This window comes from Acidimicrobiia bacterium (assembly GCA_035651955.1).
GTDB lineage: Bacteria > Actinomycetota > Acidimicrobiia > IMCC26256 > JAMXLJ01 > JAMXLJ01.
On the sequence record DASRES010000038.1, the window covers coordinates 1 to 23872 of the forward strand.

A 23872-nucleotide genomic window follows, 5' to 3' on the forward strand; every position below is an offset into this window, starting at 1 on the left:
GAGGGTCCGCGCTCGCGAAGCCCTGGAGCGCGGCGGGACCGTCGAGCTCGACCGTCACCTTCCGGTCGGCGCTCGTGTCCGTCGTTCCCTGCTCGTCGACGAGCGTGAGCGTGACGAAGGCCAGGTCGGACGGGTCCGCGCCGATCTCGTCGCGATCGACCTCCGCGCGCAGTTGCAGTCGCCCTGACGCGGAGCGCAGCGACGCGCGCCCGATCTCCGCACCGCCACGGAACGCGACGGCCTCCAGCGTCCCCGGCTCGTAGCGCGTCTCGATCTCCGCGCGGTACCGGCGAGCGGGACCGACCGCGGCACGGGCGAGCGACCGGCCGTTCACGAGCAGCTCGACCTCGTCGGCGTCCGCGTACACCTCGACGACGACGGGCTCCTGCTCGAACCCCGGCCACGTCCAGCTCGCGACGGCATCGCTCCACGACCACGGCGTCGACGCCGCGATCGGCTCGCCGTGGTGCGCGGGCGGCCGGACCGCGACGTACGGGTCGGCGCGCAGGCCGAAGACGATCTCGCGGTAGTACGACTGCGGTCGCCGGTGACCCGTGATGTCGAGATCACCGCACCACGCCGTGAGCCACGGATAGGCGCCCTGGAACGCCGCCATGCCGAACGCGCTCGGTGGCTCGCCGTACTCGACTCGCCCGATGCCGGCCTCACCGAGGTAGTCCCAGCCGGTCCACGTGAAGTCCCCGATGACCTGAGGAATGCGCGTCACGGCCGACCAGCCGGTGTCGATAGCGGGCGGATGCGTCTCCGTCGCGACGATCACGCGCTGCGGGAAGAGCTCGCGATCCAGCTCGAAGCGCGTCTCCATGTAGTTGTACCCGGCGACGTCGAGGCACGAGAACGCCTCGGCCGTCTTGTCGGTCACGAACTGCGCGCGCATCGCCCGCGTCATCGCGTCGCCGAGCACGGTCGCCATGGTGTTGACGCCCGTCTCCTCGCCCGCGGGCACGGACACGGTTCCGTCCGTGAACGTCCGCCGGATCTCCTCGCCGATCTCGCGCCCCGCGACGAGGAACCCGGTGACGGCTTGCGTCACGAAGCGCGTGTCGTCGAGCGATCGGACCTTCTCGGCGATCGCGCGCCCGCGTCGCGCACCGGCAGGGGCCGAGCCGTCGGGGATCTCGTTGCCGATGCTGTAGAGGATCACGGACGGATGGTTGACGTCCTTGCGCACCATCGCCTCGACGTCGGCCTCCCACCACTGCTCGAACCGCAGCGCGTAGTCGTCGTCGGACTTCGAGACGGTCCACATGTCGAACGTCTCGTCCATGACGAGCATGCCGAGCCGGTCGCACGCGTCGAGCATCGCCGAGCTCATCGGGTTGTGCGCGCTGCGGATCGCGTTGAAGCCGGCCGCCTGCAACAGCTCGACCCGCCGTTCCTCGGCGCGCGCGATCGTCGCGGTGCCGATCGGCCCGTTGTCGTGGTGGATGCACGCGCCGCGCAAGAGGACGGGCTCGCCGTTGATCCGCAGCCCGCGCTCGGGGTCGAGCGCGAGCGAGCGGATCCCGAACGCCGTCGAGTCGTCATCGAAGACGTCACCGCCATCGAGGAGCGTGACGCGGCAACGGTAGAGGTACGGGTCGTCCGGGCTCCATCGGTGGGCGCGCGGGACGAACAGTCGCTGCCTCACCGTGAGGCAGTCGCCGGGGAACGTCGTCACCGGTGTTTCGGCGGTCGTGACGAGCCGACCGTCCGCGTCGATGACGTCCGCGCGCAGCGTCGGGTGCGAGGTCGCGACGGATGCGTTGCGCACGACCGCCGCGACGACCACGACCGCACCGTCGTCGTCGATCTCGGGAGTGCGGACGTCGAGGCCGTCGGGTGTGAGATGCACGCGCCCCGCCTGCAGGAGCCACACGTCGCGGTGGATGCCGGCCCCCGGGTACCAGCGCGAGTCGTCGTGCGCGCGCGCCTCGACGCGGATCTCGTTCGGCTCGCCGACGCGCAGCAGATGCTCGATCGCGACGAAGAAGTTGGAGTACCCGTACGGCCGGTGAGCGGCGACGGTGTCGTTCACGCAGACGACGGCGTCGCGGTACACGCCCTCGAACGCGAGCACGACCGTCGTGCCGGCATCCCCGGCCGGGAGGTGGAGCGTGCGGCGGTACTCCCAGACGCCGGGCCTGAAGAAGCCGGTTGCCGCGCTCGCGGACGGCGACCGCGGGGTTCCGATCATCGCGTCGTGGGGGAGCGTGACCGGCGTCCACGGTGCGGTCTCGCCGGCGAGCTCGGCGAAGCGGTTCGTCTTCGGCCGGACGGACCAGCCGTCGTCGAACGGAGTGCGGCGCACGAGCCGGACGCTACCGGTCCGTGCACGGTTTCGACCAGTGGTCTATATTCCAGCGGTCGAAACACGCCGGGCCGACGTACGAGGACACCCCAGTGCCGGTCACACCGCATGCCACCCGCCGGGCGTTCGTCCCGCCGGACCCGCCCCGCACGCCGAAGTCGGCGTCGACCCGCCGTCGCCTCGTCGACGTCGCCGCGCGCCTGTTCGTCGAGCGCGGCTACAGCGCGGTGTCGACGCGGGACATCGCGGCGGCCGCGAAGCTGACCAAGGGCGCGCTCTACGGGCACTTCCGGTCGAAGGGACAGCTGCTCGTCGAGGTGATCCGCGCGAAGGTCGCCGAGCGGGACCACGCGGTCGACTTCGAGGCGGCGGCGGCCGATCCCGCGGCCGGCATCGCGCTCATGTTCGACGAACCGGGACGCGAGATCCGTGTGCTCGAGGTCGACGCCGCGGCCGCGGCGCGCCACGACCCCGACGTCGCCGCGGGCCTCGCCGCGCTGTACCTCGACCGGCACGCGCGGATACGTGACGCCGCGTCGGAGACACGCGATCCCGACACCGCGGCGTGGCTCATCGCCGCGCTCAACGCCGGGATCGCGATGAAGGAATCGACGGGCGTGCCGTTGCCCGACGCCGACCGCTTGCGCGTCGCGATCGACGACGCGCTGCACGGTCTGCTCTGACTCACGTCTCGCGACGACCTCGGGGGAGGGTCCGCTGATGTCCATTCGATCCGGCCGGCGGTGGGTGGTCGTGCTCGCGCTCGCGCTCGCGGCGCTCGTCGGTGCCGCGTGCTCGAGCAAGAGCTCGAGCCAGGGTTCCTCGAGCGCGACGTCGGGTGCCGTCGCGGCATCGACGTCCGCGACGGGCGTCACCGCGGGCGCGATCCGGATCGGGTTCTCCTATCCGGATCTCGCCGCGCTCGCCAAGACGGGTGTCATCAAGGTCGACAACGGGCCGTACGACAAGGTCATCAAGGCGCTCGTCGACGACGTGAACGAGCGCGGCGGGATCAACGGTCGCAAGCTCGAGCTGTTCACCGCCAAGTACGACGTGCTCTCGAACACGCCGCAGATCACGGCGTGCACGCAGCTCACCGAGGACGACAAGGTGTTCGCGGTGCTGGGCGGCTTCATCGGTGACAACAACCTGTGCGTCACCCAGCAGCACGCGACGATCCTCGTCGGCGCGTACAGCGGGTTCAACCAGGCGACGCTGGCCAAGGCGCGCGCGCCGTGGGTGATCCCGGGCGCGAGCGACGAACGGTCGATCAAGGCCCTCGTCACGCTGCTCGCGCAGCAGGGACGGCTGAAGGGTCACACGGTCGCGATCGAGGGCCAGACGCCCGACTCGAAGCCGCTCGTCGACCTGACCGTCAAGGCGTTGGACGCGGCCGGCACGAAGGCGGTCAGCACCGCGGTCATCGACGTCCTCGCGTCGGACACGCAGGCGTTCAACGCGCAGGAGCGCGTCGTCGCGCAGCGGTTCCGCGACGAGCACGCGGACGCGCTGATCCTCGTCGGCGGCACGCCGCAGGCGGCGAACTACGACGCCGTCGGCTGGCATCCCTCGATCTACGTGCCGAGCACGTCGTACGTCACGCCCGGTGCGTACACGAACCCGTTCGACAAGTTCCCGTTCATCGGGGGCCTGAGCGTGTCGGCGGACCCCGACGCCGGGTTCAACACGCCGGAGATGCAGCGCTGCCGCGCGGTCTACAAGCAGGCGACCGGCATCGATATCAAGACCCAGCGCGAGGAGACCGCGTTGGGCCACTCGACGGGGAACGCCGCGATGCAGGCCGCATGCTCGACGATGCAGATCTTCGTCGACGGCGCGAAGGCGGCCGGCAAGGACCTGAACCAGCAGACGTGGCTGAAGGGCGTGGAGTCGATCGGCAGGTTCTCCTCGCCGGTCGCGCCGGTGGCGTCGTTCGGTCCCGGCAAGCTCGACGCGCAGGACACGTTCCAGCTGGAGCAGCACGACCCCAGGTGGAAGCCGAACTCGAACATCGACGAGTTCATCCCGATCGGCGCGCCGCTCACGCTCCGATGACCGCCCGAGGAGGCCTCATGGTCACGGTCGACTTCCGCACGCGCTTCGACGGCGACGCCGTGGCGCTCGATCCGGCCACGTTCGTACGGGAGCAGCTCCCGCTCCTGCGCGACGCGAACGGCATCGACGCGGCCAGGGCCGCCGACCGGCTCGGGCTGGTCCCGCTGACGCTGGTCGTCGACGAGGAGCCGTTCACGTTCGCGGTGGCGGACGACGGACGGCTCGACCTGCGTCGTGCGGGCGGCGACGCGCTGGTCGTGGCGCTCGACCGGGACGCCTTCTCCGACCTGGTGCAGGACGTCGCGTCGACGTTCGGGCTGCAGATGACGGGTCGGGCCACGATGCGACAGGGCGCGGTCGACGACTTCGTCGCGTGGGAGCCGGTGTTGCGCGCGCTGCTCGACGGCCGCGCCGTCTACGAGACGGGCACGATCGACGTTCGCGACCGCGGCGGTCGAGCGCTCGACCTGGACCGCGCCTTCACGCTCGACGACTCGCCCGAGGAGATTGGTCACTTCCTCGCCCAAGCCGGCTTCCTGCACATCGCGAACGTCTTCACCGAGGCCGAGATGGCCGCGGTCTCCGCCGACCTCGACGACGCGATCGCGAGCGCCGAACGCGACGACGGCGCGTCCTGGTGGGCGCGCACCGCGGACGGGGAGTGGTACGCGTCGCGCATCCTCGGCTTCAACCAGAAGTCGCCCGCGCTCCGTGAGCTGCTGCACGACGAGCGGTTCCGCACGATCGGGACGTTCACCGACGACCGCTTCGTCCCGCGCGACCCCGATGTCGGCGACTCGGCCGAGGGTCTGCACAAGAAGGTCGGCGTCGTCGAGGGCATCTCCGACGTGAGCTGGCACAAGGACTGCGCGATGGGCGGTCACAGCCGGCACTGCTGCGGCCTGACGGTCGGCATCTCGGTGACCGGGGCGACCCAGGAGAACGGCGAGCTCGGCGCGGTCGCGGGTTCGCACCGCGCGAACGTCGCGCCGCTCGGTGTGGACGGGCTCGACCTGCCGCGCGTGCCGCTGCCGACGCGCACCGGCGACCTGACCGTGCACTGCTCGTGCACCCTGCACATGAGCCGCCCGCCGGTCTCGGCCGAACGGCGCGTCGTGTACACGGGCTTCGGTCTCGCGCCGCGCCCCGGCGACCACCGGCCGGACGTCGACGCTGTGCAGGTGCGCCGCGATCGTGCCGCGCTCAACGACCACGTCGTCGGTCGTCAGCGCGAGGGTCACCTGCCCGGGCGGATGGCGACCCACGAGCTCTGACCCACGCCGTCGGGAAGCGTCCCGCCGTGTACGGTGGGCCGATCTCGATCCGGGTGGGAGGCGGACCGTTGCCGAACGTGAGATTCCGCCGGCGGAGTCGTTCGCGTACGGAGCTCGTGCAGGCGGTCCACGACGAGATGGGCCGGGCCCGGGCGGAGATGCGCGCGAGCGTCGTCGACGCGGTCGCGATCGTCGAGGGGCGGCTGCGCAAGGACCTCGACGTGCGCGACCAGATGGCCGATCTCGTCCGGAGGTTCGAGGCATCACGCGCGGAGATCGACGCGCGCGACGCCGATCTCGTCCGCGCGCTCGACCGCTTTTCCGACGCATACGACCTGCTCGCCCGGCGCATCGAGGAGGACCGCGTGGAGCGGCGCGCGCTCAGCGAAGCGATCGAGCACCTGGCGACGACGCTCGACGCCGTCGCGTCGCCGCGTGCCGTCGGTCCGGCGCGTGACCAGGTGCTCGGCGGCACGTTCGATCCGACGCGGGGCCAGGACCGAGAGGTCGACCTCAACGAGGCCGAGCGGCGCGACGCGACCGTCGACGACCCCGAACGAGCCGTCTGGTAGTCGGGCCGCTCAGCTCGCCCGACGCCGGCCCCGGAGCAACGCCTCGTTCGGCTCGTCCGGGAGCTCCGTGAGCGGCTGCGCGATCTCGCCGACCGTCGGCCCGTACTCACGTGCGAGCGGGTCCAGGGCGTCGAGGTCGAACCCGTAGAGGCTTGCTGCGGTAACGGCCAGGACCTGTTGGAGGGCGTCGGGATCCCAGTCGTGGAACTGCTGGCGCAGGTGCTCGCGCGTGTAGGGACCGGTGCCCTCGTTGTGCGGGTAGTCGCTGCCCCACATCATCCGGTCGAGCCCGAGCGTGCGCATCGCGTCGACGTCCGCCGGACCGGGCTGGCTCACGCCGATGTAGCAGCTCTGCGCGAAGTACTCGCTCGCGAGGCGCGGCAGCTTGTGCTCCTCGCCGTACGCGAGCTCGCCCGTGCGTCCGGTCTTGCGGATGCGGTCGATCGTCGCGTCCATCTGCTTGAGCAACGGCGGCACCCACGCGCAGCCGAGCTCGGTCATCACGAACCGCATGCGTGGGAACCGCTCGAACACGCCCGACAGCATCAGCTGCACGAACGGCCGCTGCGAGTAGAAGAGTGCCTCCATCACGTAGAGCAGGTTCGCGACGGGGTAGTCGCCGTAGTCGGGGAGGCCGGTGCCGCCGTGCGAGTGCACGGGGATCTCGAGCTCCTCGCAGGTCCGCCACACGGGGTCGTGCACCGGGTCGTACAGCGGCTTCACGGAGTCGGCGTCCGGCGGGACAGCCGAGATGAGCACGCCGCCACGCAAGCCGTGCTCCTTGATGAAGTGGAGGTCCTCGATGGCGTCGTCGACGTCGTTGAGGAAGATCTGCCCGATGCCCGCGCGCTCGTTCGGGTACTCGGCGCACCAGTCGGCGAGCCAACGGTTGTGCGCGCGGATGCCGGCGAGGCGGTGCTCGTACTGGTCGGGCCGAGGTGGACGCGCGAACAGCACGAAGCTCGGGAAGAAAGGCGGGACGGTGTTCGGGAACACGACCTCCGCGACCTGACCGTCGGCGTGCAGATCGCCGCGGCGGCGCTCGTTGTCCCAGTTGCGCACGCGCCCCCCGTCCTGGAGATCGCGGAACGGGTTCTTGTACCTGGCGCGCCAGGCGTCGAAGTCGTCCAGGTACTTCGACTCGAGGTACGACCGGTACGTCGCGTGGTTGGCGCCGGCGTGACAGTCGGCCGAGATGATCGTGTAGTGGTCGTCCGTCGCCATCACCATGGCGCTACCTCCGAGGGGAGCACATGACCCGCGCGCGGCGTCCATGTCAACGTAGCGGTCCGGATCGGGAGGATGACGGGCCGTGCCGTTGAAGATCGACATGCTGCTCGCGACCTCGGTGCTCGACGCCGCGGAGCGTGCCCGCGCGCTCGAACGCGTCGGGGTCGACGGGGTGTTCACGTTCGAGAACGCGCACGACGTGTTCTTCCCCCTCGTCGCCGCGGCGCCCGTCTGCTCGCTGGACCTGATGACGAACGTCGCGATGGCGTTCCCGCGGAGCCCGATGCACATGGCGCACGCCGCGTACGACCTGCACCTGCTGTCGCAGGGCCGGTTCCGGCTCGGGCTCGGATCGCAGGTCCGCGCGCACGTCGAGAAGCGCTACGGCGCGCGCTGGGGATCGCCCGTCGCGCACATGCGGGAGAGCGTGCAGGCGACGAAGGCGATCCTGCGGAGCTGGCAGGACGGGACCCGGGTCGAGTTCCGCGGCGAGTACACGACGCACACGCTGATGACGCCGGCGTTCGACCCCGGGCCGAACCCGTTCGGCGTCCCCAAGGTGCTCGTCGGCGCGCTGGGACCCCGGATGTGCGAGATGGCGGCCGAGGTCGCCGACGGCGTCCTCGTCATGCCGTTCAACAGCGCCCGGCACATGCGCGAGCGGACCTGGCCCGCGATCGATGCGGGCCTGCGGGCGGCCGGCCGGACGCGCGACGACGTCGAGGTGACGGCGGAGGTGATCGTCGGCGTCGGCCGCGACGACGAAGAGCTCGCCGCCGCGCGCAACGTCCGCTGGCTCCTGGCGTTCTACGGGTCGACACCCGCGTACCGTCCCGTCCTCGACGTCGAGGGATGGGGCGAGCTGCAGCCCGAGCTGAACGCGCGGTCGAAGCGGGGCGAGTGGGCGACGATGCCGTCGCTGATCACCGACGAGATGGTCGCGACGCTCGCCGTCCACGGCACGCCCGACGCCGTGGCGGCCGAGATCGTGGCGCGCTACGGCGACTGCGACCGCGTGTGCGCGTACTTCCCGGGCTACCCGGCCGGCGACGACCTGCTCGCGGACTTCGTCGCGGCGATGAGGGCAGCGTCGTGAGCGGCGCGCAGACCGGGCTGCCCGTCGACGTCGACGACCTGACCGCGGCGTGGTTCTCGCAGGTGCTCGAGCGCGACGTCACCGACGCGACCGTCGTCGACGCCAGCTCGGGCACGACGGGCCGCGCGCGCGTCGCGTTGCGCGGCGAGCCCGGCGTGCCCGCGACGGTGTTCGTGAAGCTCGCGCCGTTCGGCGCGCGGCAGCGCGCGTTCGTGGAGCGGACGGGTATGGGCGTCGCCGAGGCGCGGTTCTACCGCGACGTCGCGGGCGAGGTCCCCGTGCGCGTGCCGGGCGTCTGGTACGCAGAGACCGACGGGCGCGACTACGTGATGGTCCTCGAGGATCTCGTGGCGGCGGGCTGCGCCTTCCCGAGTCCCGACGATCGAGACATCGCCGCGCGTGCGCGCGACATCGTCGAGCAGCTCGCCGCGCTTCACACCCGGTACTGGGAGTCGGCCCGCTTCGACGAAGGGGGCGACCTCGAATGGCTCGCCGGACGCGCGATGCGCGGCGGCGAAGGTGGTGGACGGTTCATCGAGCGCGCGGTCGACGTGCTGGGCGACCGGATCGACGAGTCGTTCCACCGGATCGCGCGCATCTACGTCGCGCGCACGGCCGACATCGTCCAGCTCTGGCGTGAAGGCCCGGGCACGCTCGTGCACGGCGACTCGCACCTCGGGAACCTGTTCGTCGACGGGAGCCGGACCGGCTTCCTGGACTGGGCGGTCGTCTGCCGCGCCCCCGGCGTGCGTGACGTCGCGTACGTCCTGTGCAACTCGATACCGGCCGACGTGCGCGAGGTGATCGAGCGCGAGCTCGTCGATCGCTACTGCGAGCTGCTCGCGCGCGGCGGCGTCGCGCTCGACCCGGCCGTGGCGTGGGACCAGTACCGCCTCCACGCGGTGTACTCCTGGGTCGCGGCGACCTCCACGGCCGGCATGGGCTCGCGATGGCAGCCGATCAGCGTCGGGCTGGGCGGGACCGTCCGCGCGACCGCGGCGTGCGCGCACCTCGACAGCGCGGGGCTGCTCGAGTCGCTCCTCGGCTGACACGGCGCGCGCCGGTGTGGTTACGAGCGGGTGGTGCATCGCCCGGCGGGCACGCGGGTAGAGGGCACCGACACGGATCGCCGGACGAGGGACGAGAGGAGGCGGGCCAGCGCCATGCCTTTCCGTCGCCGTACACGGGACAGGACGTCACGGGTCTCCGCCGACCTCGTCTCCGAGGTCCCCGACCGCGCCTCGACCTCGGTGCGCGTGCTGCGAACGGACGCGGACCTGAACGCCGCGCCCGAACGCGCGCGGGCGGCGGAGACGCTCGTCCGCAACCAGGTCTCGCAGTGGACGAGCCGCTACACGGCCTGAGAGCAGCTCGACGGGTCGCGGTCGGTCAGAGGTCGGGCGGTCGCCACGGGTCGAGCCGGCGCAGCGACAGCGCGCTCGACTGGGCGAACCCCGAGAACAGCACGAGGAAGTTGACGAGCGCGAGCGACGACCCGACCGCGCCGCCGACGATCACCCACCCGGCCCACGCGGGTGCGTGCCATCCCGCGCCGAGGTACGCGCCGAGCACGACCGCCGCGAAGACCGTCGTGCACGCGGCCAGCACGCTGAAGAAGGCGAGCGACCTGATCGCGATGCGGTCCGCGAACGGCATCAGCATGCGGACACCGTGGTTGAGCAGCTTCTCGATGCCCATGTGCGACTGCCCGGCGTAGCGCTCGCCGCGCGCGCACGGCACGTACGTGGGTGACGGGTTGAGGCTGATGAGCGTGGCGGAGTAGCAGAGATCGAAGTACGGGTGCTTGATCATGCGGCGCACGTACTCGCCGTGGAGCGCCGCGTAGTTGCCGGACCGGACCTCGCGGCCGGTGAGGAGGCGGAACAGCATCCGGAACCCGAGGTAGAGCGCCTTGAAGGACGGGCTCTCCTTGCGGTGCGTCCGGCGCGCGATCGACACCGTCCAGGGGTTCTCGGGGTCTTGGAGGAGCGGGCGCACCAGCCGGACGACGTCCTCCGGACGGTCCTCGCCGTCCGAGTCCATCGTGACCACGATCTCGTCGGGCTTCACGTGATCCGCGAGCGAGCGCAGCCCGTACACGATCGCCCGTTGGTGGCCCAGGTTGAACGGAGGCGACACGACGGTCACGTCGTCGAAGTCGGACAGGCGGGCGATCGCGGGGTCGTGGCCGGCGGAGTCGTCGACGACCGTGAAGCTGGTCCGGTCGGGCGCGGGGACGCCGTCGCGTGCCGCCGGGTCCTGCAGCAGCTCCACGAGCCGGGCGCGGAGCTGGAGCAGGCTCTCGACGTCGAAGTACGTCGGGGTGAGCACGCGGAGGCTCCAGCCCGTCGTCATCCCCGGGCCCCCTCCTCGTGACCGCCCGGGCGCGCGAGGGACACGCGACACGCGGTTCGATAGTGTCCCTGCTCCATGGCGCACGTCGTCGGCGTGACCGAGGACGCGGCACCCGACGAGCTCGCGCCAGGCCGGGCCGCACACGGGTTGCCGGATCGGATCGACGTCGCGCTGCTCGGCGTCATCGTGCTCGCCGCCTTCCTCCGGTTCTGGAGGATCGGTGCACAGAGCCTGTGGTTCGACGAGTACCTGACGACGGTCGACGTGTCCCACGGGCTCGGCCGAATGTTGTTCACGACACTAGGGCACGTCGAGGGCACGCCGCCCCTGTACTACGTGCTGGAGTGGGGCTGGGTCCGGGTGGTCGGTCACGGCGACGCGGCGGTGCGCTCGCTCTCGGCCGTCTTCGGCATCGCGACCGTCCCGATGGCGTACCTCGTCGCCCGGCGGCTCCACCAGAGCGCGCGGGTCGCCCGGATCGTCGCCCTCCTCGTGGCGGTGAGCCCGCTGTTCGTCTGGTTCTCCCAGGAGGCCCGCTCCTACGCGCTGCTCGTGTTCCTCGCGTCGGTGTCGCTGTACTTCTGCGCCCGGGCGGTCGAGGCCGAGACGGACACCGACTTCCTCCTCTGGGGGCTCGCGTCCGCCGCGGCGCTCGCGACGCACTACTTCGCGGCCGTCCTGATCGTCCCCGAGGCGGTGTGGCTCCTGCTCGCGCACCGGCCGTGGCGCCGGGTCGCGCTCGGTGCCCTGCCCATCGTGGTGGCCGCGGTCCCGCTCCTCGTGCTCGCCGAGGTCCAGAGCAAGAAGCACAACTGGATCGCGGACTGGCCGCTGAGCCAACGGCTCGCGGAGACGGGCCGGCAGCTCCTGCTGGGCATCCCCGAGCCGCTCGACCACTGGTGGCCGCTCGTCGCCGCGCTCCTCGTGGCTCCGATCGTGCTCGTCGTGTGGAGGGGTCGCCCCCGCGAGCGTTCTACGGCCCTCGTCATGAGCGCGCTCGTGGTGGGCGGGCTCGTGCTCGCGCTCCTGCTCGCCGCGATCGGGACGGACCTCGTGCTCGGCCGGTACCTGATCGCGCTGGTGCTCCCGCTCTTCCTCGCGGCCGCGATCGGGTTCGGCGCCCGTCGCGCCGGCTGGGTCGGCGTCGCCGCGGCGCTCGCGCTGTGCGCGCTGTGGACCGGGCTCGTCGTCGACAGCGCCACCGGCTCGACGCTCCACAAGCCCGACTGGCGCGCGGTGTCGAAGGTGCTCGCCACCGGCGGCGGCGACCGGGTGGTCGTCGTCGACGACTATCTCGGGCAGCCGCTGCTGCGCTACGCCCACCATCCCGACGTCGTCGCCCGGAACAAGACCGTCCGGGTCCGCCGCATCGACCTCCTGTACCACGTCCCGCCGCCGAAGCAGCGGTGCGGTCGGTGGTCCGGCCTCGCGTGCGAGGTGTTCTTCTTCCCGCTGCTGCCGAAGTCGCTCCAGCCCCACTTCCTCCTCGTGGCGAAGATCGAGTTCGACGGCTTCACGCTCAACCGGTACGCGGCGGCGCAGCCCGTGCCGGTGCGGCCGCGCCAGCTGCTCAGCAAGGGGCGCTTCGGCGGCATGGTGTACTTCCCGAACGGGCGATGAGGCTCGTCCCGCCTCCCGAACCTGCGCACGGAGCGCGCGGGCTTGCGACGGCACGTGGTCGGTGTGGGAGCATCGACGACGTTGCGGACCAGAGCCGACGGGGGGCGGACGGCACGATGCGCAGGCGCGATGCACCCGAGATCCAGGCCATCGGCCAGCTCTGCGGGAACCTCGTCGCGCTCGGTGCCGGGCTCGGCGTCGTGTGGTCGACGGCCGTCGCGTTCGCGGGCGGAAGGTTCCCGTTGACCGCCGTCCACGTCGCGGGCGGGATCCGGACCGGGCTGCTGTGGACGTTCGTGGCCGATCCCGTCCTCGTCTCGGTCGCGGTGCTGGTCGCCTACGTCCTGGTCGGTGTGGCGAGCTTCGTCGTACCGGTCGCGGCGACTGCCGACGACGGCGACGGCGTGCTCGAGCGGGGGACGGGCTCCATCCACGGCGTCTCCTGAGGGCCGGCCGGAGCCGGCACCGCGGGGAGCGCGATCGGGGCGACGGTCGACACGAGCGCGCCGAGCGCGGTCGCTCCGACCGCCGCGCCCGTCGCCGTCGCCCATCCCACCGGCCCGAGCGGGGTGCACCCGAAGAACCTGCTGATCCCGGGCGTCTGCACGACCGCGACGAGCGCGGCGGCGGATCCTCCCATCGACGCGATCGCGCGGACGTCGCGGCCCGCGATCGCGGCGGTCTGGGCGAGCTGCGTGCCGACGAGCGCGGCGAGCCCGATCGAGCGCGCACGCGCCGGCCGCCCGGTGAGCCGTCCGATCACGTACGCGGTCGTCGCTCCGAGTGACGTCGTCGCCGCGCGCACGAGGACGTCACGCGTCAGCGCGCCGCCGAGCGACGAGTCGGGACCCTCGCGCAGCAACGTGGACGCTTCGCCGGGCGGCCGCGTCGCGAGCACGAGCGCAGGCGCGAGGTCGGTCAGGAGGTTGACGAGGAGCAGCTGACGCGCATTCAGCGGCGGGCGCCCGCCGACGAGCGCGCCGGCAACGGTGAACGCGATCTCGCCGAGGTTGCCGCCAAGCAGGATCGCGAGCGCGTCGCGCACGGACGCCCACATCGCCCGTCCTTCGACGAGCGCGGCGACGATCGTCTCGAGCCGGTCGTCACCGACCACGACGTCCGCCGCGGCGCGTGCGGCGGATGTCGCATGGGGACCGAGCGCGATCCCGACGTCCGCGAGCCGGATCGCGGGCGCGTCGTTCGCGCCGTCCCCCGTCATCGCGACGGCGCGACCGGTCCGCTGGAACGCGCGCACGATGTCGACCTTCTGGGTCGGGCTCACGCGCGCGAAGACCGCGACGTCGGGGAGGAGCGCGTCGAGCGCCGCGCGGTCGAGCGTCGCGACGTCGGCCCCGGTGAGGACGACTCCGCCGTCGAGCAGGCCGATCTCGCTCGCGATCGCCTGCGCGGTGCTCGGGTGGTCACCGGTGATCATGACGAGCTGCACGCCACCGTCGCGCAGCCGCTGCAGCGCCTTGGTCGCGCTCCGCCGCGGCGCGTCGGCGATCGCCAGGAACCCGAGCAGCTCCAGGTCGCGCGCGTCGTCGTCGGACAGCATGCCGTCGGACGAACTCTCCGGCGATCGTCGCTCGCTCCGCCGGGCCACGGCGAGGACGCGGTGGCCCAGCCGCGCGAGTCGCTCGACCTCGCGACCGACCGTCTGCCGCGCGCGTGTGTCCAGCTCGCGCGTGTCGCCGCGTGTCGTCCATCTCGTGCAGCGCGGCAGGACGACCTCCGGCGCACCCTTCACGAAGACGAACGCACCCGCAGTCGTGCCGACGAGCGTGGCGTGGAACCCGCGCGCGGGTTCGAACGGCAGGACGGCGAGCGGGTGCGTGCCCGCGATGTCGATGCCCGCGCGGCGCCCGCCGTCGACGACGGCCTGGTCGGTCGGGTGCGCGAGGACGTCACTGCCGTCGGGTCGGGGCGTCGCGCACGCCGCGGCGACCAGGATCGTCGCGAAGCTCTCGCGCATCGAGCGTCCGACGCCGACGCTCGTGATCCCGTCCGACACCTCGCGGAGCCGGAGCCGTCCCTCGGTCAGCGTTCCCGTCTTGTCGAAGCACAGGACCTCCGCGCGGCCGAGGGCCTCGATGCTGCGCGGGTTCTTCACCAGCGCGTTCCGGGTCGACAGCCGGCGCGCCGCGGCGAGCTGGGCCGCGGTGACGAGGAAGGGCAGTCCCTCCGGCACGGCCGCGACCGTCAGGCCGACGCCCGTGGCGAGGGTGCGCGCGAGCGACGACCCGCGCAGGATGCCGTTCGCGGCGACCACCGCGCCGGCGCCGAGCGCGACGGGCACCGTCTGCGCAGTGATCGCGTGCAGCCGGCGGTCCACTGCCGACCCCTGCGACGCCCCCCGGCTCATCGCGAGGCTGCGGCCGGCCTCGGTCGCGGTGCCGGTCGCGACGACCACCGCGCGACCGCGCCCGGCTGCGACGGTCGTGCCCTCGTAGAGCATCGAGCGTCGGTCGGCGACGTCCTCGGCCGCGACGGGATCGGACCGCTTCGCGACCGGGCTCGACTCGCCCGTCAGGCTCGACTCGTCCGTCTCGAGACCCGTCGACGACAGGATCCGGCAGTCCGCCGGGACGATGTCGCCGGGGTCGAGCGCGACGACGTCGCCCGCGACGAGCTCGTCGGCGGTGAGCTGCACGGGCCGGCCGTCCCGTTCCACCCACGCGCGGGTCGCGGTCCGCTCCGCGAGCCGCGCGACCGCCCGCTCGGTCGCCGACCGCTGGATGCCGCCGAACAGCGCGCTGAGCCCGGTCACGCTCGCGACGACCGCCGCGTCCGCCAGGGAGCCGATCGCCGCGGACACGCCGGCACCGACCGCGAGGACGGGTGTCAACGGGTTCGACAGCTCGTCGAGAAACGCGCGCCCGAGCGTGACCTGCGGCGGCTGGACGGTCCGCTCGTGCCGCGCTGCAGCAGCCAGGCGACGGCGCGCCTCGGCCGTGGCCAGCCCGTGCTCGGACGACCCGAGGACGTGCAGGACCGCGCTCGGCGGCATCGCGTGCCACGGCGTCCGGTCCACCGGCGGGCTCAGCGGGCGGTGGGACAGCTCGAGCGCGGACCACGTGCCGGACGCGAACGAGAGCACGGCCGCGCCGTTGACGACGGACAGCGTGCGCGCGCCGGCCCGGAACGGCGGCGCGGTGAGCGCGACGGTCGCCGCGACGCTGGCGCCGCCGAGCGCGACGCGGACGCTCCGGCGGCTGACGTCGCGCGCCGTGCCGATCGCCTCCACGACGAACGCACACGTCGCGAGGTCGTCGACGAGCAGGTGCGCGCCCCACGGCGGCGGCGCGCCGGGGACGGTCAGGCCGATCCCGCAGTCGGAGCGCGCGAGCGCGTCGCGCCGCGCGGCGCTCACGACGGCGACCACGTGCCCATCGCGCTGCAGCGACGCGACGACGGAGGCGAGCGCGTCACCGCCTGCGACGACGTCGTCCGCGAACGGGCGCGCGTACTCGTCCGGCTCGCCGGCGAGCACGAGTGCGCACGACGCCCGCCGGGCCGACGCCGCGAGCGTGTCGAACGCGGGGTGGACGTGACGTGTCAGCGGCACGACCGCGACGAGACGCCGTCCGCGCGCGAGCCCGAGCACGTCGCGGTCGGCGACGCCGAGTCGCGTCGTCAGGCCCGCGGCGTCGCGCACGAGTCGGGCGAGCGGCCCGAGCATCCATCCGTCGTCGGCGCGGACGCGGTCCGCTCGTTCCGGGTCGAAGAGCCGGTAGAGCGCACCCGTGATCTCGGAATCGGGGACCTTGGTGAGGGGAACGACGCGCGCGGGCGCAGGGCGCCGAGCCCACGTGGCGTCGACATCGACGACGAGCGTGTCGACACGATCGAGTCGCCGGAGCGCGTCACGGTCGCACACGACCGCGCGCCGCTCGGCCAGGATCCGGCCGAGCTGGGTCGCGAATCCCTCGCGCCCGATCCCCGCGGCCTTCGGCATCGCGGCGAGCGCGACGTCAGACGCGCGCCTCCACCGCCGTGTGGCCGCGAGCGTGGCCGCGAAGCCGGTTCCGGCCGCGATCGTCGCCCGGTCTGCGTAGGTCTCGACCGGGCCGCGGGGGAGGGCCGCCGCGCGTTCGCACGGCACCGCGCCGGCCGCCGCGCGCTGCGGCGTCGCGGCGAGCTCGGGTTCACGCGCCGTCCAGGTCCGGCGCTCGGCCGCCGTCTCGCCCATCGCCGCGACCCGGTGCGCGGCGTCGACGGCGAGTCCGAGCTGTCCTTGCGCGAGCCCCTGCCCGAACGCGTTCGCGAGCGCCAGCAGGGTGTCGGTGGACGCGCCGCCGACGACGTCTGCGACCATCCGACGCAGACGCGGCTGGCTCTCGATGAAGGCCACGAGCGACGCGAGCTCGATCGGGAACGGCACAGCGCGCAACAACGCGCCGGACACCGCGGCGGCGATGCCTCCGACGTCGGCGAGCAGCGCGATCCCGTGCGTCCGGAGCGCGTCGACGTCGCCCGGGAAGGACGGCCGCGTCGGCGAGCGGGTCCGCGCGGCACCCGCGTCGCGTTCGGTCTCGTCGACCACCGTGACGAGTGTCGCGACCGCTACTCGCGAAGGGTCGAACGCGACGACGAGCCGACCGAGGGCGGCGTTGACGCGCGCCCACTGCACACCGGAGACGGCTGCGACGCGCTCCTCGAGGCCGTCCGGCGGTGGCTGCACGATCTCGACGTACGCGCGGTTCGCCGAGCACCACACCCGGGGCCGACGCGCGTACGACGCTCGAACGGCACGGTTGACACGGGCGAGGAGTGGGAGCGCCGGAAGGGTCACGTGCCGTCCACGGGTCGACAGAGTCTGTCTCGCGTGTTACCCGGCGGCGCTCGATGGGGAATCGACCCCGACGTCGCGCCGTCGCCCCGTGGGAACCGCTGCGCGACCATCGCGATAGCAGATCCCGCGCAGGGAGGGGACGGCATGGCGACACCGAAGGCCGCGGCGCGCAGCACGACCCCGAAGAAGACGACCGCGAAGAAGACGACTGCGCCGCAAGCGGCGGCCGGCGACCATGCTCGCGGGCAGCGGGCGGCGGCGCACCGCGCCGTCCGGCGGATCAACCTGGACGTCCACCTGCCGGTGATCGGCGAGGTCGTCCTGCCCGAGCCGGCCCATCTCGCGTGGTACGCCGGTCTCGCGACGCTCGCCGCGCTCGAGATCGTCGAATGGCCGATCGCGGTCGTCCTCGCGATCGGCAAGGCGCTTGCCGACAACCACGGCAACCACGCGTTGGAGGAGTTCGGTCAGGCCCTCGAAGAGGGCGGATGACGAACTGCTCCGACGTCAGGCCGAAGGGCCGCGGCGGCGGACGACGAACACGCAGCAGTCGTCGACCCGCGCGGACCGGTTCGCGAGTCGCGAGACGAGCGCGTCAACGAGCCGCTCGGCGTCCACGTCCGGCGCGGCCCGGGCGAGCTCGACCGCCGTCTCGCGCAGGCGTTCCAAGCCGGTCTCGAGGGGCGTCTCACGGTCCTCGACGAGCCCGTCCGTGTAGAGCACGACCGACGCGTCGTGGGGGAGGACGACGTCGTGCTGGGGGCGCGTCGCCCACGTGACCCCGACGGGTGTGCCGGGGCGACCCTCGAGGAACCGCGCCTCGTCGGCCGTCACGAGCAGCGGCGGGGGGTGGCCCGCCGACACCCACGTGCACGCGCCCGTCGCCGGATCGACCGTCGCGCAGATCGCGGTCGCGAACGTCGACGGGTCGTCGCTCGCCGCGACGACGGCGTCCGTCCCCGCGACGGTCTCGAGGGGCGTGCGATGGTCCAGCGCGAGCGCCCGCATGCTGTTGCGCAACTGCGTCATGACGCGCGCGGCCGCGACGCCGTGACCGGCGACGTCGCCGACGACGACGGCGAGTGACTCGTCGATCCGGAACGCGTCGTACCAGTCACCGCCGACCTCGGCGCCGCGCGCAGCCGGGAGATAGCGCGCCGCGAGCTGCCAGCCCGGCGGCTGCGGGAGCGACTGCGGCAGTGCGGCGTGGGACAGCGTCTCCGCGACGGATCGCTCGAGCTCGTACGCGCGCGCGTGCGACAGGCTGACCGCGACGCGCACGGCGAGCTCCTCGGCGAGCGCGATGTCGTCGTCGTCGAAGGGTCGCCGCCCCGCGAGCCGGGCGAACGTCAGCACGGCGATCGTCCGGCCGCGCACGTTGACGGGCACGAAGAGGCCTGGCCCGAGGCCGAGCGACTCGATGAGGTGCACCGCGTCGTCGGGCAGCACCCGCCTGACGTCGGACAGCGTGTCGCCCGCGAGCAGCGTCCGGCCCGTCCGCCACACACGCATGACCGGCGCGGCGGAGTCGTGCCCGAAGCGCAGGAGGCCGAGCAGTTGGCGCGACGCGGCGTCGGCCTCGGGCGACGACACGCAGCCCGCGACGCGCTCGAGCGCGCCGTCCCGGTCGCGGTAGACGGACGACCAGTCCGCGAACGCGGGAACGACCAGGCGCGCCATGGCGTCGAGCACGGCGTCCTCGTCGAGCGACGCGACCACGCGGCTCGCCTCCGCGAGAAGCGTGATCCGCGCCTGCGCTGCCTCCGCAGACGCGCGTGCGTGCCGCTCGGCCGCGAGGAGCGAGGAGCGCTCGAGGCTCCACGCCACGCGCTCCGCGACCGCGGTCAGCTGCTCGACGCGCTCGTCGTCGAAGCCGGTCGCCTCGCGATTCGTCGCCGTGAGCACGCCGATGACCCGCGCCCCCGCGAGGAGCGGCACCGCTGCGGTCGCCTTGCCGACGACCGCGCGCCGCGTGCGGACCACCTGGGCGGCGACCGTCTCGGCCGCCCTGCGCGCCTCGCTGCCCGTCGACGCCCGCGGGACGAGGACGTCGTCGGACACGACGAACAGCGTGACGTCGTCGGCGTCGACCAGCGTGCAGACGCGCTCCAACACGTCTTCGAGCGCGACCGCGGCGGTGCCGCGACCGTCGTCGCCCACCTCGGCGTCGTCGTTCGCCAGCAGGATCGCTTCGGCCGCGAGGCGTGCCGTCTGCTCGGTCGTGAACCTCCGCTCGAGCTGCTCGCGCGCCCGCGCGGTCGCCGCGAGCGCGGCCAGCGTGCCCGCGTTGAGGTCGACGCGGTGCAGCGCGACCGCGGCCTGGTTCGCCACCGCGGTGAGGAACTCGCGCTCGCGGGGGACGAACCGCCGCGCCGTCCGGAACCCGATGTGCAGCACGCCGAACGGGGGCTGGCCCTCGACGGCCAGCGGGAGGTTGGCGATCGCGTTGGTGTCCGGGTTGACGGGCAGCGAGCGGAACAGGGGATACCGCGTGTACAGCTCGTCGCGTGTCGACACGAAGACCGGCGCGCCGCTGCGGATGACGTCGGTCGTCGGTACGTCGGCGTCAGCGGGGAACTCCGACCATGCCTGCACGACGTCGTCGTGGTAGCCGGCGGTCGCGTGGAGGACGAAGCGGTCGTCGTCGAGGAGCGCCACGCTGGCCGACGCCGCACCCGTCAGCGACAGCGCGTCGACGAAGAGCGTGTGCACCACGTCGTCGCGCGTGCGCGCCGCGGCGAGACCGGCCGTGATGCGCTGGAGGGCGTCGACGTGCGAGCTGCTCGTGTCGACCGAGTCGACGAGCCGCGCGCGGCTGAGCGCCTGCGCGGTGACGTCCCCGATCGCCTCGAGCAGCGTCCGCTCCTCGAGGGCGAGCTGGCGGACGGAGACGAACGCGACGGCGAGCGTGCCCACGCGCCCGCGCTGCGTGCTGAGCGGGACGCTCGCGACGCTCGGCCACCGAGCGCTCACGGGTGCCGCGCCGCTCGACGCAGGGCTCCCCGCGGGCCACCGCGCGTGCACGGCGGTGAGCGCGCCGACGAGGGCGCGGTCGCGCGCCGCGATGACGTCGGCGTCGTCGACGTCACCGGACGCCGCGCGCGCGACGACCTTCCCGTCCGTGTCGAACAGCGCGACCGCGCCGGCGCCCACGGCCTCCAACGTCTCCTTCACCGCGACGTCGCCGACGTCCTCCGCGCTCGACGCGCCGGCGAGACGCGCGCCGACGCGCTGCAACGCGGTGAGCGAGGCCGCGGTGTCCGATGCGCGCAGCGCCGCCGCGTGCTGCGCCACGGCTGCCCGCAGCCATTCGGCCGTCGTCGCGTCCGGTGTCCCCACCGGGCCGTCGACGTCGCCGGCCGGGAGCCCCGCGCCGACCAGCACGGGCGCGCCGTCCTCGAACGCGCGACCGACGCACGTGACGAGCTCGAGGATCGAGCCGTCACGACAGCGGACACGCGTGCGGCGCGGCGTGATGTCGCCCGCGACGCGTAGCGCGGTCACGCGGCGCGCGTCGTCCACGGTGTCGGGCGGTGCGAGTAGCGCGGCGATGTCGGCACCGCGCGCCTCCTGCGCGGTGTACCCGTAGAGTCGCTGCGCCTCCGTGCCCCACCGGCGGATCGTGCCGTGCTCGTCGGTGACCACGACCGCGACGGGCTCGGACGCGAGCCGCCGGGCCCACCACTCGCCGCTTCCCCTCGGTGCTTCGCCGGCGCGGTTGGTCGTCACCTCGGACCAGCATGCCGCGGGCCGGCTGTGATTACTCGTGGCGCGGCCCAGGGCCTCCGGACGGTGAGCGATCGTGACGCGGCGTGGCGAACAGGGTCCGGACGGCTACGCGCGCGACTCCAGGACCTCGCGGACGTGTCGGACGACGCGCAGGCTCGCGCGGACGTCCTGGTCGCGCAGGTCGCCGAGGAGCTCGTCGGCGAAGCGCAGCAGGCCGGTGCGGAAGTCGCGTGTGAGCCGGCGGCCCGACGCCGTCAGCTCGACGAACGTGGCGCGCCGGTCGGACGGGTGCTCGACGCGGCGGGCGAGCCCGTCGCGCTCGAGGGCGTCGACGAGCCCGGTCACCGCACGGGGCGTCACGTCGAGCGCCCGGCTCAGCTCCGACATGACGAGCGGCCCCGAGTCGGCGAGCACGTTGAGTAGCCGGGCCCGGGCCTGGGTGAGACGGCGCCGGCGGAGCGCGTCCGTCCGGAGGTGCTCGAGCAGCGGCGCGAGGTTGACGAGCTCCACGAGCACCTGATCGCGGGCGTCGTCGCGCGCCTCCTCGGGGACGGTTCCGGCCGGCGTCGCGGTGCGCATTAGTGAAGAAGCTACACCATGTTGTAGATTCAGCGTCCGTGTCCGGAGGCGTCGTCGCGGAGCAGCTCGTCAAGCGGTTCGGCACGTTCACCGCGCTCGACCGCGTCGACTTCACGGCGCGCGAGGGCCTCGTCACCGGTCTTCTTGGGCCGAACGGCGCGGGCAAGACGACGACGATCCGCATCCTGACGACGCTGCTGCATCCCGACGGCGGCCGCGCGTCCGTCGCGGGTTACGACGTCGTCACCCAACCGCAGCTCGTCCGGAGCGTGATCGGGTTGACCGGTCAGTACGCGGCCGTCGACGAGGAGCTCACGGGACGCGAGAACCTCGTGCTGATCGGCCGGCTCGGTCGGATGCCGAAGCGTGCCGCGCGCGAGCGCGCCGCCGATCTGCTCGGCATCTTCCAGTTGACGGACGCAGCCGACCGTCTCCTGCGCACGTACTCGGGCGGCATGCGCCGCCGGCTCGACCTCGCGGCGAGCCTGATGTTCGCACCGCCCGTGCTGTTCCTCGACGAGCCGACGACCGGTCTCGATCCCCGCAGCCGGCTCGAGCTGTGGGACGTGATCATCGAGTTGAAGCAGCGTGGCACGACGATCGTGCTGACGACGCAGTACCTGGAGGAGGCCGATCAGCTCGCGGACACGATCAGCGTGATCGACGCGGGCGGGATCATCGCCGAGGGGACGGCGGACGAGCTCAAGACCAAGGTCGGTGGCGACGTGCTCGACCTGCGCGTCGCGGATCGCGCGTCCACGGCACGCGCCGCGCTCGCGCTCGCGCGCGCGTTCGAGGTGTCGGAGGGTGAGCTCACGATCGACCGCGACCTGGGCAGCGTCGTCGTGCCCGTCGCGGCAGGCTCGGCCGCGCTCGTCGAGGCGGTCCGTGCGCTCGACGCCGCCGACGTCGAGGTCGCCGACCTCGGCCTGCGACGCCCGTCGCTCGACGACGTGTTCCTGAGCCTGACCGGTCACGTCGCCGAGGAGCAGCGGTCGGAACCGGCGCCGCCGCGCAAGCGCCGGCCCATGGGGAGCTGAGGCATTCGATGGCAGCAGTCACGACGACGTTCGACGCCGCGACAGCCGAGAAGCGCGCCGCGCTGCCTCCCGCGCGTGTGCTCGCGGACATCGGGCTCGTCGCCGGGCGCAACCTCCGGCGCGTGCTGCGCAACACGGGCCTCATCGTGTTCTCGACGATCCAGCCGCTGATGCAGCTCATCCTCTTCGCGTACGTGTTCGCCGCCGTCGCGCACGTGCCGGGGATCAGCTACAAGGACTTCGTCGTCCCCGCCGTGCTCGTGCAGAGCATGACGTTCGCAGCGATGGGCTCGGGGGTCGGCATCGCCAACGACATGCAGACGGGCATGGTCGACCGGTTCCGCTCGCTGCCGATCGCGCGATCCGCCTTCCTCGTCGGTCGCACGACGAGCGACAGCGCGCGCCTCGCGATCCAGAGCATCATCCTCATCGTCGCCGCGCTCGCCATCGGGTTCCGGTTCCACGCGGGCATCGGCGGCGCGATCGGCATGGCGCTCGTGCTCGTGCTGTTCGGCGTCGCGCTCACCGCGTTCTCGGCGTGGGTCGGGCTCGCGATCGGGGATCCGGAGACCGTCCAGGCAGCGGTGTTCATCCCGATCCTGCCGCTGATGTTCACGAGCAGCGCGTTCGCGCCCGTGCGCGCGCTGCCGGGGTGGATGCAGCCGCTCGCGCGCTGGAACCCGATCACGGCCGCCATCGACACCGCGCGCGGCCTCGCGCTCGGCGACTCGCAGCTGGCCCGCGTCAGTCACACGCACCTGCACACCGCGGCCTGGCACTTCGGCGCATGGTGGATCGTGATCGTCACGGTCTTCACCGCGCTCGCCGTCCGGCGCTACCGCCGGGGCTGACCAGCTTCACGGGCGGACGAAGCCGAGCCGTGCGCGGATGCGCGGGACGGCTCGGCCCGAGGGAGCCGTCGACACGGACGAAGCCGAGCCGTGCGCGGATGCGCGGGACGGCTCGGCCCGAGGGGCGGTCGACGCGGGCCCGGACGCGAGACGAGGCCCCGGAGGGGAAGAACGGGGCCCCGTCTCGAACGCTGCGTGCGCCGGGGGGAGTGCGCCGCAGTGTGTGCAGGCCACCTGATCGGCCGGCCGTGTCCCGATCTGAGGCGTTCGCGGCACGGTTCGTCCGATCCGCGGCGCGTGGTCGGGGTGCCACCGCGCGGCGGCTACCGTTTGGCGCCCAGGATCGCGAGCGCCCGGCGCCGCAC

At 73.0% G+C, this 23872-nt stretch carries 17 protein-coding genes; 11 read left to right on the forward strand and 6 right to left on the reverse strand.

What is annotated here, in order from left to right; all coding sequences use genetic code 11:
* Positions 1-2311, reverse strand: a 2311-nt coding sequence (locus VFC33_08425) for a glycoside hydrolase family 2 TIM barrel-domain containing protein (protein HZR13261.1), incomplete at its 3' end; no start/stop codon positions are given.
* A 20-nt stretch (positions 2312-2331) separates the two neighbouring features.
* Here VFC33_08425 and VFC33_08430 point away from each other — a divergent pair.
* From VFC33_08430 to VFC33_08445, 4 genes are all read left to right on the forward strand, one after another.
* The gene (locus VFC33_08430) at positions 2332-2994 is read left to right on the forward strand and encodes a TetR/AcrR family transcriptional regulator (GenBank protein HZR13262.1); all 663 of its coding nucleotides are present in this window, start codon (positions 2332-2334) and stop codon (positions 2992-2994) included.
* 37 nt (positions 2995-3031) lie between these two features.
* Positions 3032-4366, forward strand: a complete 1335-nt coding sequence (locus VFC33_08435; GenBank protein HZR13263.1) for an ABC transporter substrate-binding protein — start codon at positions 3032-3034, stop codon at positions 4364-4366.
* 17 nt (positions 4367-4383) lie between these two features.
* A complete protein-coding gene (locus VFC33_08440) occupies positions 4384-5640 on the forward strand; it encodes a phytanoyl-CoA dioxygenase family protein (GenBank protein HZR13264.1) in 1257 nt (418 codons plus the stop codon).
* A gap of 116 nt (positions 5641-5756) precedes the next feature.
* The gene (locus tag VFC33_08445; protein HZR13265.1) at positions 5757-6212 is read left to right on the forward strand and encodes a hypothetical protein; all 456 of its coding nucleotides are present in this window, start codon (positions 5757-5759) and stop codon (positions 6210-6212) included.
* Positions 6213-6221: 9 nt separating this feature from the next.
* Here VFC33_08445 and VFC33_08450 read toward each other — a convergent pair whose 3' ends face one another.
* A complete protein-coding gene (locus VFC33_08450; protein HZR13266.1) occupies positions 6222-7436 on the reverse strand; it encodes an amidohydrolase family protein in 1215 nt (404 codons plus the stop codon).
* A gap of 88 nt (positions 7437-7524) precedes the next feature.
* On the opposite strand from VFC33_08450, the gene VFC33_08455 reads away from it, so the two are divergent.
* Together VFC33_08455 and VFC33_08460 are read left to right on the forward strand one after the other, a co-directional pair.
* Complete coding sequence (locus tag VFC33_08455; GenBank protein HZR13267.1) at positions 7525-8538, forward strand: TIGR03617 family F420-dependent LLM class oxidoreductase; 1014 nt, start codon at positions 7525-7527, stop codon at positions 8536-8538.
* The gene (locus tag VFC33_08460; protein HZR13268.1) at positions 8535-9587 is read left to right on the forward strand and encodes a phosphotransferase; all 1053 of its coding nucleotides are present in this window, start codon (positions 8535-8537) and stop codon (positions 9585-9587) included. The genes VFC33_08455 and VFC33_08460 overlap by 4 nt, the downstream gene beginning before the upstream one ends.
* A gap of 340 nt (positions 9588-9927) precedes the next feature.
* Here the strand turns inward: VFC33_08460 and VFC33_08465 are convergent, their stop codons facing one another.
* Positions 9928-10893, reverse strand: a complete 966-nt coding sequence (locus VFC33_08465; protein HZR13269.1) for a glycosyltransferase — start codon at positions 10891-10893, stop codon at positions 9928-9930.
* A gap of 75 nt (positions 10894-10968) precedes the next feature.
* Between VFC33_08465 and VFC33_08470 the strand changes: the two genes are divergently transcribed.
* Positions 10969-12513 (forward strand): glycosyltransferase family 39 protein, encoded by a 1545-nt coding sequence (locus VFC33_08470; protein HZR13270.1) that lies wholly within the window; start codon positions 10969-10971, stop codon positions 12511-12513.
* Positions 12514-12629: 116 nt separating this feature from the next.
* Positions 12630-12959 (forward strand): hypothetical protein, encoded by a 330-nt coding sequence (locus VFC33_08475; protein ID HZR13271.1) that lies wholly within the window; start codon positions 12630-12632, stop codon positions 12957-12959.
* On the opposite strand, the gene VFC33_08480 is transcribed toward VFC33_08475, so the two are convergent.
* Positions 12851-17197: a cation-transporting P-type ATPase gene (locus VFC33_08480; protein ID HZR13272.1), complete on the reverse strand. Its 4347-nt coding sequence runs from the start codon at positions 17195-17197 to the stop codon at positions 12851-12853. The two genes, VFC33_08475 and VFC33_08480, sit on opposite strands and share 109 nt — an antisense overlap.
* A gap of 255 nt (positions 17198-17452) precedes the next feature.
* Between VFC33_08480 and VFC33_08485 the strand changes: the two genes are divergently transcribed.
* Positions 17453-17800 (forward strand): hypothetical protein, encoded by a 348-nt coding sequence (locus tag VFC33_08485; GenBank protein HZR13273.1) that lies wholly within the window; start codon positions 17453-17455, stop codon positions 17798-17800.
* Between the two features lie 15 nt (positions 17801-17815).
* On the opposite strand, the gene VFC33_08490 is transcribed toward VFC33_08485, so the two are convergent.
* Positions 17816-21037, reverse strand: a complete 3222-nt coding sequence (locus VFC33_08490) for a SpoIIE family protein phosphatase (protein ID HZR13274.1) — start codon at positions 21035-21037, stop codon at positions 17816-17818.
* A gap of 105 nt (positions 21038-21142) precedes the next feature.
* Positions 21143-21616, reverse strand: coding sequence for a MarR family transcriptional regulator (locus VFC33_08495; GenBank protein ID HZR13275.1), 474 nt, complete (start codon positions 21614-21616; stop codon positions 21143-21145).
* Positions 21617-21654: 38 nt separating this feature from the next.
* Between VFC33_08495 and VFC33_08500 the strand changes: the two genes are divergently transcribed.
* Both VFC33_08500 and VFC33_08505 read left to right on the forward strand, forming a co-directional pair.
* Positions 21655-22656 carry an ATP-binding cassette domain-containing protein gene (locus VFC33_08500; GenBank protein HZR13276.1) on the forward strand — a complete coding sequence of 334 codons (1002 nt, stop codon included), beginning with the start codon at positions 21655-21657 and terminating at the stop codon, positions 22654-22656.
* Between the two features lie 8 nt (positions 22657-22664).
* Positions 22665-23507: an ABC transporter permease gene (locus tag VFC33_08505; protein ID HZR13277.1), complete on the forward strand. Its 843-nt coding sequence runs from the start codon at positions 22665-22667 to the stop codon at positions 23505-23507.
* The last annotated feature ends 365 nt before the right edge of the window (positions 23508-23872 follow it).